Source organism: Streptomyces cadmiisoli (genome assembly GCF_003261055.1).
In the GTDB taxonomy this organism is placed as follows: Bacteria; Actinomycetota; Actinomycetes; order Streptomycetales; family Streptomycetaceae; genus Streptomyces; species Streptomyces cadmiisoli.
Window position 1 is genome coordinate 7,680,116 of sequence record NZ_CP030073.1, and the last position, 14,256, is coordinate 7,694,371.

A 14,256-nucleotide genomic window follows, 5' to 3' on the forward strand; every position below is an offset into this window, starting at 1 on the left:
CGCCGTGCCGGGAAGCCGTGGGAGGCGCGGGAGGCGCGGGAGGCGCGGGAGCCGCCCAGGACAACGCCACCCGGGCAACCGGTTCCGCACCGCGCGAGGACCCGCCCGACGTGCCGGCCGTACCCGACCGATGATCCCCGTGCCGGTACCCGACCGTCCGCCCGCGCGCTGTGGCACGATTTCACGGGTGACCAGCAGAACCTCCCCGGCCCGGAATCTGCGCGACCTGGCGCGGCTGCGCCGCGTGCGCGACCGGATCGACCGCGAGTACACGCAGCCGCTGGACGTCGAGGCGCTCGCCCGCGGGGTGAACATGTCGGCCGGGCACCTCAGCCGCCAGTTCCGGCTCGCCTACGGCGAGTCGCCGTACGCCTACCTCATGACCCGGCGCATCGAGCGGGCCATGGCCCTGCTGCGCCGGGGTGACCTCAGCGTCACCGAGGTCTGCTTCGAGGTCGGCTGCTCGTCGCTGGGCACCTTCAGCACGCGCTTCACCGAACTCGTCGGCATGCCGCCCAGCACCTATCGGCAGCAGGCGGCACAGGCGACGCAGGGCCTGCCGTCCTGTGTGGCGAAGCAGGTCACCAGACCGGTCAGGAATCGAGAAGCGCCGCTGCCGGGCCGCCCCTAGCGTGACGGCCATGAACCTCACCATCCACGCGAGCTTCCTCCCCCACGACGACCCCGAGGCCGCCCTGGCCTTCTACCGCGACGCCCTCGGCTTCGAGGTCCGCAACGACGTCGGATACGACGGGATGCGCTGGATCACCGTCGGCCCGTCCGGCCAGCCCGGCACATCGATCGTGCTGACCCCGCCCAGTGCCGACCCCGGCGTCACCGACGACGAGCGCCGCGTCATCACCGAGATGATGGCCAAGGGCACCTACGCCGGGATCGTCCTGGCCACCGCCGACCTGGACGGCGCCTTCGAGCGGCTTCAGGCCGGCGACGCCGAGGTCGTCCAGGAGCCGACCGATCAGCCCTACGGTGTGCGCGACTTCGCCGTGCGTGATCCGGCCGGGAACCTGATCCGCGTCCAGCAGCCGCGCTGAGCACTTCGGCGAGCGCGGCGCGGACCGCCCGCTGCGCGCGCCACCGACCGGACCCGCCCGGTACCGGTGCCTGCGGACCGGTGGCCGCCGCGTGCACGGCACCCACGGCGTCCCGCGTCGCAGCGGGGTTCGCCGGGAGACGAACAAGCTTGCCCGACCGCGGGCTAGTATGCGCCACGGTCGCCGACCGGTCCGACGCCGCGGCCGTGAGCGCCGCGCGGCCCCGCAGATCAGGCGGACGGCGGACCGTCGCCGTGACGGCGCCGACGAAGACAGACCAGCCCCACCGCGTGACGCCGCTCGCGACGAGCCGGGGCGACGCCGAGGAAGGCCGTGCAGGCGGCCCCGCGCAACAGATGGAGACACGATGAGCATGGCCACGACGCCGGAGCCGCAGCCGCCTGCGCCGCACGCTGCCGACAGCCACGACCTGATCCGTGTGCACGGCGCGCGCGAGAACAACCTCAAGGACGTCAGCATCGAGATCCCGAAGCGCCGGCTGACGGTGTTCACCGGCGTCTCCGGCTCGGGCAAGAGCTCCCTGGTGTTCGACACGATCGCCGCCGAGTCGCAGCGGCTGATCAACGAGACCTACAGCGCCTTCCTGCAGGGCTTCATGCCGAACCGGGCCCGGCCCGAGGTCGACGTGCTCGACGGTCTGACGACGGCGATCAGCGTCGACCAGCAGCGGATGGGCGGCGACCCCCGTTCCACCGTCGGTACCGCCACCGACGCCAACGCGATGCTGCGCATCCTGTTCAGCCGGCTCGGGCAGCCGCACATCGGCCCGCCCAGCGCGTACTCCTTCAACACGGCCACGGTCCGGGCGAGCGGCGCGATCACCGTGGAGCGCGGTGCCAAGACCAAGGCGGAGAAGGCGACCTTCACCCGCACCGGCGGCATGTGCACCCGCTGCGAAGGCCGCGGCAAGGTCTCCGACATCGACCTCACCCAGCTCTACGACGACTCCAAGTCGATCGCCGAGGGCGCGTTCACCATCCCCGGCTGGAAGTCGGACAACGTGTGGACGGTGGGGATCTACGCCGAGTCGGGCTTCCTCGACCCGAACAAGCCGATCCGCCGGTTCACCAAGAAGGAGATGCACGACTTCCTCTACCGTGAGCCGACCAAGGTGAAGGTCAACGGCGTCAACCTCACCTACGAAGGGCTGATCCCCAAGATCCAGAAGTCGTTCCTGTCCAAGGACAAGGAGGCGATGCAGCCGCACATCCGGGCGTTCGTGGAGCGGGCCGTGACCTTCACCACCTGCCCCGAGTGCGACGGCACCCGGCTCAGCGAGGGCGCCCGCTCGTCGAAGATCGCCGGGATCAGCATCGCCGACGCGTGCGGGATGGAGATCCGCGACCTGGCCGAGTGGGTCCGCGGGGTCCACGAGCCGTCGGTGACGCCGCTGCTCACCGCGCTCCAGGGCACCCTCGACTCGTTCACCGAGATCGGCCTCGGCTACCTCTCGCTCGACCGGTCGGCCGGCACCCTCTCCGGCGGCGAGGCCCAGCGCGTGAAGATGATCCGCCACCTCGGCTCCTCGCTCACCGATGTCACCTACGTCTTCGACGAGCCGACCATCGGTCTGCACCCGCACGACATCCAGCGGATGAACGACCTGCTGCTGCGGCTGCGCGACAAGGGCAACACGGTGCTGGTCGTGGAGCACAAGCCGGAGGCCATCGCGATCGCCGACCACGTCGTGGACCTCGGCCCCGGTGCCGGCACGGCGGGCGGCACCGTCTGCTTCGAGGGCACCGTCGACGGTCTGCGGGCCAGCGACACCGTCACCGGCCGCCATCTCGACGACCGGGCCACCGTCAAGGAGTCGGTGCGCAAGCCCACCGGCGCGCTGGAGATCCGCGGCGCGACCGCGAACAACCTCCAGGGCGTCGACGTCGACATCCCGCTCGGGGTGCTCTGCGTGATCACCGGCGTCGCGGGCTCCGGCAAGAGCTCGCTGGTGCACGGCTCCGTCCCCGCCGAAGAGGGCGTCGTGTCGGTCGACCAGAGCCCGATCCGCGGCTCGCGGCGCAGCAACCCGGCGACCTACACCGGACTGCTCGACCCGATCCGCAAGGCCTTCGCCAAGGCCAACGGGGTGAAGCCGGCCCTGTTCAGCGCCAACTCCGAGGGCGCATGCCCGACGTGCAACGGCGCCGGTGTGATCTACACCGACCTGGCGATGATGGCCGGCGTCGCCACCACCTGCGAGGACTGCGAGGGCAAGCGGTTCCAGGCCTCGGTGCTGGACTACCACCTCGGCGGACGCGACATCAGCGAGGTGCTCGCGATGTCGGTGACCGAGGCCGAGGAGTTCTTCGCCGACGGCGAGGCGCGCACCCCGGCCGCGCACAAGATCCTGGAACGGCTCATGGACGTCGGCCTCGGCTACCTGAGCCTCGGCCAGCCGCTGACCACGCTGTCCGGCGGTGAGCGGCAGCGCCTCAAGCTGGCCACGCACATGGCGGAGAAGGGCGGTGTCTACGTCCTGGACGAGCCGACCACGGGCCTCCACCTCGCCGACGTCGAGCAGCTGCTCGGCCTGCTCGACCGGCTCGTCGAATCCGGCAAGTCGGTGATCGTCATCGAGCACCACCAGGCCGTCATGGCCCACGCCGACTGGATCATCGACCTCGGCCCGGGCGCCGGCCACGACGGCGGCAGGATCGTCTTCGAGGGCACGCCCGCCGACCTGGTCGCCGACCGTTCGACCCTCACCGGGGAGCACCTCGCGGCCTACGTCGGAGCCTGACCGGGGCCCGCCCGCGTCCGAGCCGCTGCCCGGCACCGGGGAGCGGCTCGGACGTCGGCCCGGGGCTCCGGCGCACGGGGCCGCTCACAGACCGGCGGCGTGGTCGGGGACGTAGGTCTGCAGGTCCCGCGGCGGGCGCTGGTAGCCGGTGGAGGGCGGGCGCGGCGGCAGCGCGAGGATCGACGGCGCCTCCTCGGGCCGGCGGTAGGGCACCGAGTCCAGCAGGTGGGCGATCATGTTCACCCGGGCCCGCCGCTTGTCGTCGCTCTCCACGACGAACCAGGGCGCCTCGGTGATGTCGGTATGGACGAACATCTCGTCCTTGGCCCGCGAATACGCCTCCCAGCGGGTGACCGACTCCAGGTCCATCGGCGACAGCTTCCAGCGCCGCAGCGGGTCGTCCAGCCGGCGCCGGAACCGGTCGAGCTGCTCGTCGTCGCTGACCGAGAACCAGTACTTGCGCAGCAGGATCCCGTCCTCCACCAGCATCCGTTCGAAGATCGGGCACTGGCGCAGGAAGAGCCGGTACTCCTCATGCGTGCAGAAGCCCATCACGTGCTCGACACCGGCCCGGTTGTACCAGGACCGGTCGAACAGCACGATCTCCCCGCCCGCCGGCAGCTGCTCGACGTAGCGCTGGAAGTACCACTGGGTGCGTTCGCGCTCGGTCGGTGTGGGCAGCGCGGCGATCCGGGCGACACGGGGGTTGAGGTGCTCGGTGACCCGCTTGATGGTGCCGCCCTTGCCGGCCGCGTCCCGCCCCTCGAAGACGACGACCAGCCGGGCGCCCTCCGCCCGTACCCACTCCTGGAGCTTGACCAGTTCCGTCTGGAGGCGCAGCAACTCCTTCTCGTACGTCCTCCGGGGCAGCCTCCGCGCCTTGCCCTCCTCGGTCATGCCGCCTCCCCGCTCCACAGCGCGCCCGCACGCGCGGGTCCGAACACCCGGGACAGCACGCTAACGGGGACGGGGGAGTCGCGCACGGCATGCTCCGCCCGGCGCCGACGCCCCGGGCGGGGTGCGCCGCGCGCCGGACGGGCCGCGCACGGCCCCGGGCGCGTCGTCAGCGGGCTACGGCCGGCTCAACGCGCGGTCCACCAGCGCGCCGGCCGCACCCGTGTAGTGCGCCGGATCGCACAGGCGCGCCAGCTCGTCCGGATCGAACGCGCCGGTCAGCTCCGGCAGCTCCGCCAGCACCTTTGGCAGCGGGCGATCCGACCCGGCGGCCAGTTCCGTGGCCGAGGTCAGGAGTCGCTTCGCGGCCGCCTTGCCGAGCCGCGGCGCCAGTACGGCGGCCAGCCGCTCCGAGACCAGCGCGCTGCCGGTGAGGGCCACGTTGCGCCGCATCCGCTCCGGTCGCACCTGGAGGCCCGCGGCGAGTTCCACGGCGGTGTGCGCGGCGCCGCCGGTCAGCCGCAGGCACTCCCGCAGCAGCAGCCACTCCGCATGCCACGCGCCGGCGGACCTCTCGTCCTCCGCGACCAGGCACTGCGTCAGGCCCGCCGCCAGCACCGGCACCTGGAGCGCGGCACTGCGCATCAGCGTCGCCAGCACCGGATTCCGCTTCTGTGGCATGGCCGAGGAGGCGCCGCGGCCGGCGACGGTGGGTTCGGCGACCTCGCCGACCTCCGTCCGGGCCAGCGACTGCACGTCCACCGCCATCTTCCCCAGGGCGCCGGCGGTGAAGGCGAGTGCCGCCGCGAGGTCCGCGACCGGGCTGCGCAACGCGTGCCACGGCAGCGCCGGGCCGGCCGAGAGCCCGGTCTCCGCGGCGAACGCCTCCGTCAGCACGGCCACATGGCGGGCGGCGTCGACGTGCGTGTCCGTTCCGGCGCGGCCGTCGATCCTGGCGTACTCCAGGTAGCCGGCCAGTGTCCCGGCCGCGCCGCCGAGCGACACCGGGAGTCCGTCCAGCACCTGCCCCAGCCGGGCGTCGGCGTCCTGGAGCAACTGGCGCCAGCCCGCGGCCTTCAGCCCGAAGGTGGTCGGTACCGCGTGCAGCGTCAGCGTCCGGCCCGCCATCAGGGTGTCACGGTGGTCCCGGGCCAGCCCGGCCAGTGCGGCCGCCGCCCGCGCCAGATCGGAGCGGATGATGCGCAGGGTCCGGGCGGCCACCAGCATCGTCCCGGTGTCCAGTACGTCCTGGCTGGTCGAACCCCGGTGCACGTACTCCGCCGCGGCCGGGTCCTCCTTCTCCACCAGCCTGCTCAGCGCCTGCACCAGGCCGACCACCGGGTTGGCCGTCTCCCGGGCCGTCAGGGCGACGGCCCGCGGGTCCAGCAGCTCGCCGCGGGCCAGCCGGGTGATCGTCCGCGCGGCCTCCGGCGGTACCAGCCCGAGCCCCGCCTGCGCCCGCGTCAGCGCCGCTTCGGCGTCCAGCATGGCCTGGAGCCAGGCCTCGTCGGACACCGCCGCCTCCGCGGGCGTGCCGGCCCGTACCGGTGAGAGCAGACCGGTGTCCCGCAGCGGGCCCGCGGACCCGCCGTTCAGCACGCTCATACGATCACTCCCGTGAGGTCGGTGTCCGTGGTGGTCCGCCGTACCGAGGGCGGCACATGGGCCACCGGCCGCAGCCCCGTCACCGCCCGCGCGATGGCGTCCGAGTCGCTGATCGTCACCGAGTCCACGCCCGGCCGCACGCCCGCCGCGGTCACCCAGTGCACCCCCTCGGTCGGCACACCGAACGCGAACCGCCGCGGATGGGGACGGCCGCGCGCGTCCAGCAGGTGATAGGGCCGCTCGGTCACGGCCAGACCGCCGGTCTCGTAGGCGGCACCACGGCTGCTGCGGACCAGGTACGGCCCTATCTGCTCCGTGGCCAGCAGGTGCCGCAGCAGCGGGTCGTGGGTACGGCGCAGGTCGGGCTCGGGGAGACGGGCCTCGATCAGCACCCGGCTCCTGACCGGCGGCCCCGGTACGACGGCCGACTCCGCCACGAACGACGGGTTCGCGGTGTCGAAGCGGATCTCCGTTCCCGGCCCGGTCAGCTCCAGCAGCCCCGCCTCGATCAGCGCGATCATCTCCTCGACCCGTGAGGCGGGCGGACCGATGGACAGATACGCGTTCAGCGGGGTGTACCACCCCTCCAGGTCGTCGCGGTGCGAATCGCCCTCCAGGCCCGCGTGGTCCACGGCCAGCCGGATCTCGTTGCGCAGGTCCCGCAGGACGTCGAGGGCCGCCTTCAGGGGCCCTTGCACGTTCCCGGCCCGCGCCGCGGCGAGATCGTCGCGCAGGTGGTCCAGCAGCCAGCGGCGGAACTCCGTCCGGTCCGCGAACCGCTGTCCGCGGCACGGCTGGGCGATGCGCTCCCAGTCCCAGCGGTCCGCGGCGGAGAAGCGGAACTCGTCGAGCACGGCCGACGTGTCGCCGTCCCCGGGTACGGCCAGGAAGCGCTCGGTGAACGCGTCGCACTCCGCGCCCCGGCCGTGTGCGTGCAGGAGCGCGGCGTAGTAGACGCTCTCCACCTCGCGGCAGACCAGCGGCCACAGGTCGGTGCCGAAGTGCACCCGCCGCTCGTCCCCGTCGCGGGCCCGCAACTCGGCCGCGTGCTCGGCGGTCAGCAGCCGGGGCCGGTACCGGCCGAACGGTCCCTTCTGGTTCTCGCCCCGCGCGTGGTAGGGCACGCCGCGCCGCGAGCTGGCGTAGAGCGCGGGCTCCCGCCCGGACGGCCGGTACGCCAGCCGGCCGTCCTTCCGGTGGAAGGAACCGCCGCGCCCCAGCGTCAACAGCGCCATGTAGTCGCAGAAGTTGAGTCCCAGCCCGCGCAGGAGGACCGGTTCGCCCGGACCGATGCCGCGCAGGTCGACGTCCGCCGGATTGGCGGGGGTGACGTACGTCAGGTAGTGAATCCGCGCGAGTGTCGCGGTACGCTCCTGCCGCGGAGTGAGCCCGCTCGGCACATGTCCCTGCGCCAGCACGATGGCGTCCAGCTCGTTCAACCGCGTACCGTTCGCCAGTCGAACACCCTGAGGCCCACCGGGAATCCCGTGGGTGTCGGCCATCGCCACCGCTCGTGAGGTGTGCACCCGTACGCTGACGTGTTCCGGCGCGCCCGCGACGATGCGGCGGAAGCAGTCGTTGAGGTAGTGGCCGTAGAAGGCGCGGGTCGGGTAGGAGTCCGGGCCGAGCGTCCTCGCCTCCGCCAGTGTCTCCTCGCCGTAGCCCTCGCGGTCGTCGAGCGGTCCCAGCAGCGCCAGTTGCTTCGCCCACTCGTACAGGCCGGGGCCTGGCTCGACGGGACCGGCGATGCGGGTGCTCTCGTCGGAGTAGACGGTCACCTGCGAGGCCACCGTGTTCATCAGCAGATGGCGGGACTGGTCCGTCCGCCACACCTGTCCGGCGCCCGGCGGCCAGGGGTCGACGAGATGCACGAGAACGGCCGGCGACGACGGTGCCGCCCGCTCGTTCGCACACAGTCGCTCCAGCACCGACAATCCACGCGGGCCCGCACCGACAATGCAGACCTCCATGTCGCCGTTCATGCGGATTCTCCATCCTTGTTCCGGGACCGGGCGGGTGCCGTCCCGGACGCCGAGGGGGCGGGACGGATGAACGCGACGGTGGCGGAATTCAATGTTCCGCAAGCTGTTCAACACCTTCTCAGGTGTGGCGAACAAGCATTTCACATTTCGCGGGTATTCGGTGGGCGCCACCGGTCGCAGAAGAGTCCTGACATATCCTCGGGTGAGGTCTTGACAGCGATGGGGCAGTACCGGTTGGGTGCGGCGACCTCGCAGGGCGCCTGCGGTTCCGGGCAATGCAATGCGTTCATAACGTTTCGGTTGCGTGGCGTGTCCGGCGGCTGATAGGTTCCAAATGCCTTGGAACTGATGTTCACCACGATGCGAAATGTGGACTTTGACGGACGGCGCCGGCCGGGCGGGCGCGGGAAGCTCCGGAAGTCGTGTGCCGTATTCGTGCGGGTCGGCATTTCGCGAGGTAGAGGGTCAGGCGGAAGTCCACGGGGGTGGCCTTGAGTCCGAAGTTCATTCACCTGCGCGTCGGTGTGGTCGGGCCGGCCCGTCGGAGTCCGGCCCCGTACGGGTAGTACGCCTCCTTTTGTCGCTGTCTTCGCATGGAGCCACGAATCAACAGGGGGACACGCTCATGAAAGGTCAGCTGCTGGCTGACACCGGAGAACTCACCGAAGTACTCACCGAAGAAATCCTCGGACAACAACGCATTGAATTAGTGTCGCTCGGCGAATTAACGCATTTCGATTCTCCCCGGATTTCGGGTGCGGACCGGGAGCATGTACGTCTCCTGGCCGATTCGGATGCCGAACTCCCGCCCATTCTCGTGAACCGCAGGACGATGCATGTCATCGACGGTATGCATCGGGTGCACGCCGCGGAACTCCGCGGTCAGAGCAAAATCAAGGCGATCTTCTGCGATTGCGATGACGACGAAGCGTTTGTACTCGCGGTAAAGGCGAATGTCTCCCACGGTCTTCCGCTGCCGCGTTCCGACAGGAATGCCGCCGCCGAACGTATCATCAACACCCACCCGGAGTGGTCCGACCGGCGGATCGCCTCGATCACCGGCCTTTCCCACAAGACCGTCGGCGCGATCCGGCGCCGGGCAAGTGGGGAAATTCCCCAGTCGCCCACCCGGCTCGGGCGCGACGGCCGGGAACGCCCGGTCGACGCCGCGGAGGGGCGCGTCCTGGCCGGCCGCATCCTCACCGAGCGTCCCGGCGTCTCGCTGCGCGCCGTCGCCCGGGAGGCGGGGGTCAGCCCGGCGACCGTGCGCGACGTCCGGGACCGGATGCGGCGCGGCGAGGCGCTCGCCGGACCCGCACGGCCCGACCCGGCCCCCGCCGACACGCTCCCGGGCGACACGGTGAGCGGGGCGCCGCCGGAACCGCGGCAGGTGTCCCGGATCGACCCCGGCCCCCACCAGGGCCCCGACCTCGCCGAACTGGTCAACAGCCTGCGCAAGGACCCCTCCCTGCGGTTCTCCGAGTCCGGCCGCACCTTGCTGCGTCTGCTGGACGCCTGCACGGTGGGGCCGCAAGAGTGGACCCGGATCAGCGACAACGTCCCGCTGCACCGGGTGGAGTGCATCGCCATCGCCGCTCGTGAGTGCAGCCGGGCGTGGCAGGGCTTCGTGACGGAACTGGAGCAGCGCACCCGCGATCAGGCGTCGGGCTGACGCCGCGACCGTCCGACACCCGCTCGCCCCGTGCCACTCGCCCGTGTCCATCGCCTCGTGCGGTCAACGTCTCGGCGCCCAGGGAAGGCAGGAATGACGATCAGCATCGTGAGGGGCTCCCGTGAGCCGGACGCCCAGGACCTCCTCGAATCCCTGCTGACGCCCGACCCACCCCCGTTCGCCCTGCTGCGCAGAGCGGGGGAGGGCCCGTCCCAGGTGGAGGTGCTGACCGGACCGGTGTCCGAAGTCGGGTCGCTGGCCGACCTGCCGTCCCCCGGGCACGGGGGACGGGGACCGGCCGGCGTCCTGGCGGTCATCCCCTTCCGGCAGGTCACCGAACGCGGTTACGCGTGCAACGACGACGGGGAACCGATCCTCGCGCTGACCGTGGACCGGCATGCCGCGCTGTCCGCCGAGGATGCGGCGAAGCTGCTGCCGGACACCGAGGTCGACCTGTGCGACGGCGCGTTCGACATCGGTGACGACGACTACGAGAAGGTCGTCCAGCAGATCATCGACGAGGAGATCCGGTCCGGCGAGGGATCCAACTTCGTCATCCGGCGGTCCTTCCGGGCGACCCTGCGCGACTACCGGCCCGAGGCCGCCCTGACCGTCTTCCGGCGGCTGCTCGCCATGGAACCGGGCGCCTACTGGACGTTCGTGGTGCACACCGGCGACCGCACCTTCGTCGGCGCCTCGCCGGAACTGCACGTCCGGGTGGCCGACGGCACCGCGCGGATGAACCCCATCAGCGGCACCTACCGCTACCCGCCCACCGGCCCGGACCTGACGGGCGTCATGGAGTTCCTCGGCGACCAGAAGGAGACCGACGAACTGTTCATGGTCGTGGACGAGGAGCTGAAGATGCTCGCCCGCGTCTGTGAGGGCGGGGCCCGCGCACACGGCCCCTACCTGCGGGAGATGGCGAGGCTGGCACACACCGAGTACCTGCTGGAGGGGCCCAGTTCGCTGGACGTCCGCGAGGTGCTGCGCGAGACCATGTTCGCGCCCACCGTCACCGGCAGCCCCCTGGAGAACGCGTGCAGGGTGATCGCCCGGCACGAGCAGACCGGCCGCGGGTACTACGGCGGCGCCCTGGCCCTGCTCGGCCGGGACCCGGCCGGCCGGGCCACCCTGGACTCCGCGATCCTGATCCGCACCGCCGAGATCCGCCCGGAGGGCACCGTGCGGATCGATGTGGGCGCCACCCTGGTACGGGACTCCGAGCCCGCCGCCGAGGTCGCCGAGACCTGGGCCAAGGTGGACGCGCTGCTGTCCGCCACCGGCCTGGAGCGGCACCCGGGACACGTCCCGCCGCCCGGCCCGGCGGCAGGTGAACCGCGCTTGTCGCACACCCCGGAGGTGTCCGCCGCGCTCGAACGCCGCAACACGGGACTGTCCGCCTTCTGGCTCGGCAAGGAGGACGAGGACCACGCAGCGACCCGCGCACCGGCGGACGCGGGACGGGTGCTCATCGTGGACGCGGAGGACATGTTCACCGGCATGCTCGGCCACCAGGCCCGGGCCCTCGGCCTGGACGCCGTCGTCCGCTCCTGGCACTCGGTGCGCCCCGGCGACCTCGGCGCGTACGACTGCGTCCTGCTGGGCCCCGGCCCGGGCGACCCCCGGGCGGCCGACGACCCCAAGGTCCGCAGGATCGCCGACCTGATCACCCGTCTGCTGGCCGACGACATCCCCTTCGTCGGGGAATGCCTCAGCCATCAGGTGCTGTGCGCCCTGCTCGGGCTGCCGCTGCACCGCCGCGAGCGGCCCAACCAGGGCACCCGACGCCGGATCGACCTGTTCGGGCACCCGGAGCAGGTCGGCTTCTACAACTCCTACGCGGCCGGCCACCACCAGGACCTGCTGCGTTCGCCGTCGGCCGGCGGACCCGTGGAGCTGTGCCGTGACCCCGCGACCGGTGAGGTGCACGCGCTGCGCGGACCGCGGTTCGCCGCCACCCAGTTCCATGTGGAGTCGGTGCTGACCGAACACGGCACCGACCTGCTGTCCGGTCTGCTGGGCTGGGCGCTGCGGGGCCCGGCGCTGCCGGGCGGTGGCGCGGCCGACCGCTGACCGCGGCCGGGGCCGAAACCGCTGATCGGGAGAGCGGCGTCGTACGGTCTCGGCGCCGCATGCCTGAATTCCGTTCGGGTCGTGCGGAATACCGGCGCCTGGATTCAGGCGTGGGAATCCGTAGACTCGGTGGCACCCCCGCCGCTGTCATTCGCCGATCTCCGGCGGCCACCCTTCTTCAGTGGAAGGTGAGAACGTGATCGAGGACAAGGAATTCGGTTGCCGGGTAGCCCTGGTGACCGGCGCGGCCGGCGGGATAGGAAGCGCGGTGGTCCGGGCCCTCGCCGAGCGGGGAACGACGGTGGCGGCCGTGGACAAGGATCCGCGGCGATTGACCGGTCTGGTGGAGGAACTCGCCGAGGACGGCCTGAAAGCCGTCGCATTCCCGGCCGATGTCACCGACAGCGTGCTGGTCGAAGAGATCGTCGACCGCACGGAGAACGAACTCGGCGCCGTCGACCTGCTGGTGAACGCCGCCGGAGTGATCCGCTCGGGATCCATGCTGGGAATGTCCGACGTCGACTGGCGGGCCGTGTTCTCGGTCAATCTCGACGGGGTCTTCCACTGTTCCCGGGCCGTCGCCGCACGCATGCGGGAACGCCGCGCGGGAACCATTGTGACGATCTCCTCCAACGCGGCCCGGATTCCCCGCATGCAGATGGGGGCATACGGTGCCTCCAAAGCCGCGGCCACCCTCTACACCAAGTCCCTCGGGCTGGAACTCGCCGAACACGGAATCCGGTGCAACGTCGTATCGCCCGGCTCGACGGAGACCGACATGCTGCGCTCCCTCTGGTCGGCGGAGAACGACCGGCAAGTGACGATCGACGGTTCTCCGGCCGCTTACCGGACCGGAATTCCGCTGCGCCGCATAGCCGAGCCCCAGGACATCGCGGACGCCGTGCTCTTCCTCGCCTCCGACCGGGCCCGGCACATCACCATGCAGGACCTGTGCGTCGACGGCGGCGCCATTCTGGGAGTGTGAGGAGACACCATGGGCATACCCCCCATCGCCCCCTATCCGATGCCCACCGCCTCCGAACTGCCGAAGAACCGCGTCGACTGGCTGCCCGACCCGGACCGCTGCGTCCTGTTCCTGCACGACATGCAGGCCTACTTCCTCGCGGCCTACGACACGGACAGCGCCCCGTACGGTGAGCTGCTGGCCAACACCCGTGCCCTGCGGGAACGCGCGGTGGCGCTCGGGATGCCGGTGGTCTACTCGGCCCAGCCCGGCGACATGGACCGCGAACAGCGGGGCCTGCTGCACGACTTCTGGGGTCCCGGCATGTCGGCTCGGGCGCACGACACCGCGATCGTCGAGGAACTGCGGCCGGCCGACGGCGATCTGGTGCTCACCAAATGGCGCTACAGCGCATTCGTCCGGTCCGAACTCAGGGACGTCATCCGGAATTCGGGACGGGATCAGCTGATCATCGGTGGTGTGTACGCCCACGTGGGCTGTCTGATGACCGCGGTCGACGCCTTCAGTCTCGACATCGAGCCGTTCCTCGTGGCGGACGCGGTCGCCGATTTCACCGCGGAACACCATGGCTCCGCACTCGACTACGCCGCCCAGTGCTGCGCCGCCGTCCTCACCACCGCGCAGGTGCTCGACCATCTGACCGTCCCGTTCAAGGGGTGATACATCCATGAGTTCCACGGAGACCTTCCGTGTCGACGCCTCGATCGCCGTCGCCGCCGATCCGGTGACCGTGTTCGGCTATGTCAGCGACCTGACCAGAAGCGGCGAATGGAGTCCCGAATGCCAGGGCGGTGAGTGGACCGAGGGAGAACCGGCCGCCGTCGGTTCCGTTTTCACCGCCGTCAACCACCGAAAAGCGGAGGTGGTTGCTTGGGCACCCGTCGTGCGGGGCGAATGGACCACCGAATGCGAGATCGTGCGGTCGACGCCGCCCGAGGTGTTCAGCTGGGCCATGCGCGACAGCGGCGGCCGACCGCAGGAGAGCGTATGGTCGTTCACGGTCACGCCGGCGGACGAGGGAAGTACGCTGACCCACACCTTCTGGATGGGTGAACTGACCGAAGGAATGCGAGGAATCCTCGCCGACCTGGACGACGGTGCAGCACAGAAATTCATCGTCGAATGGGCTGAGAAACTCCACGGCGACATGCGGCACTCCCTCGCCCGTATCAAAGCACAGCTGGAATCCGACTCCTGACGGCAGAGAACGCATACACAGGGCGGCGCGC

At 71.1% G+C, this 14,256-nt stretch carries 11 protein-coding genes; 8 read left to right on the forward strand and 3 right to left on the reverse strand.

The window, feature by feature from the left end:
- Positions 1-187: 187 nt before the first annotated feature.
- The 3 genes from DN051_RS33860 (at position 188) to DN051_RS33870 (ending at position 3,813) form a co-directional block, all read left to right on the forward strand.
- Positions 188-631, forward strand: a complete 444-nt coding sequence (locus DN051_RS33860; protein ID WP_112440470.1) for a helix-turn-helix transcriptional regulator — start codon at positions 188-190, stop codon at positions 629-631.
- 10 nt (positions 632-641) lie between these two features.
- A complete protein-coding gene (locus DN051_RS33865) occupies positions 642-1,052 on the forward strand; it encodes a VOC family protein (RefSeq protein WP_053761896.1) in 411 nt (136 codons plus the stop codon).
- A gap of 367 nt (positions 1,053-1,419) precedes the next feature.
- On the forward strand, positions 1,420-3,813 hold the full coding sequence (locus DN051_RS33870) for an ATP-binding cassette domain-containing protein (protein ID WP_112440472.1): 2,394 nt from the start codon (positions 1,420-1,422) through the stop codon (positions 3,811-3,813).
- An 84-nt stretch (positions 3,814-3,897) separates the two neighbouring features.
- On the opposite strand, the gene ppk2 is transcribed toward DN051_RS33870, so the two are convergent.
- From ppk2 to DN051_RS33885, 3 genes are all read right to left on the reverse strand, one after another.
- Positions 3,898-4,710, reverse strand: coding sequence for a polyphosphate kinase 2 (ppk2, locus tag DN051_RS33875; RefSeq protein WP_053761729.1), 813 nt, complete (start codon positions 4,708-4,710; stop codon positions 3,898-3,900).
- Between the two features lie 174 nt (positions 4,711-4,884).
- Complete coding sequence (locus DN051_RS33880; RefSeq protein WP_112440474.1) at positions 4,885-6,312, reverse strand: nitrosuccinate lyase; 1,428 nt, start codon at positions 6,310-6,312, stop codon at positions 4,885-4,887.
- On the reverse strand, positions 6,309-8,294 hold the full coding sequence (locus DN051_RS33885) for an FAD/NAD(P)-binding protein (RefSeq protein WP_112440476.1): 1,986 nt from the start codon (positions 8,292-8,294) through the stop codon (positions 6,309-6,311). The genes DN051_RS33880 and DN051_RS33885 overlap by 4 nt, the downstream gene beginning before the upstream one ends.
- 577 nt (positions 8,295-8,871) lie before the next feature.
- Here DN051_RS33885 and DN051_RS33890 point away from each other — a divergent pair.
- The 5 genes from DN051_RS33890 to DN051_RS33910 all read left to right on the forward strand — a co-directional run bounded on the left by DN051_RS33890 (position 8,872) and on the right by DN051_RS33910 (position 14,225).
- On the forward strand, positions 8,872-9,966 hold the full coding sequence (locus DN051_RS33890) for a ParB/RepB/Spo0J family partition protein (RefSeq protein WP_246040691.1): 1,095 nt from the start codon (positions 8,872-8,874) through the stop codon (positions 9,964-9,966).
- Between the two features lie 93 nt (positions 9,967-10,059).
- Complete coding sequence (locus DN051_RS33895) at positions 10,060-12,042, forward strand: anthranilate synthase family protein (RefSeq protein WP_112440478.1); 1,983 nt, start codon at positions 10,060-10,062, stop codon at positions 12,040-12,042.
- 181 nt (positions 12,043-12,223) lie between these two features.
- Positions 12,224-13,027, forward strand: coding sequence for a 2,3-dihydro-2,3-dihydroxybenzoate dehydrogenase (locus DN051_RS33900; RefSeq protein ID WP_246040692.1), 804 nt, complete (start codon positions 12,224-12,226; stop codon positions 13,025-13,027).
- 9 nt (positions 13,028-13,036) lie between these two features.
- The gene (locus DN051_RS33905; RefSeq protein WP_053761734.1) at positions 13,037-13,687 is read left to right on the forward strand and encodes an isochorismatase family protein; all 651 of its coding nucleotides are present in this window, start codon (positions 13,037-13,039) and stop codon (positions 13,685-13,687) included.
- A gap of 7 nt (positions 13,688-13,694) precedes the next feature.
- Positions 13,695-14,225 (forward strand): SRPBCC family protein, encoded by a 531-nt coding sequence (locus DN051_RS33910; protein ID WP_112440480.1) that lies wholly within the window; start codon positions 13,695-13,697, stop codon positions 14,223-14,225.
- Positions 14,226-14,256: the final 31 nt, after the last annotated feature.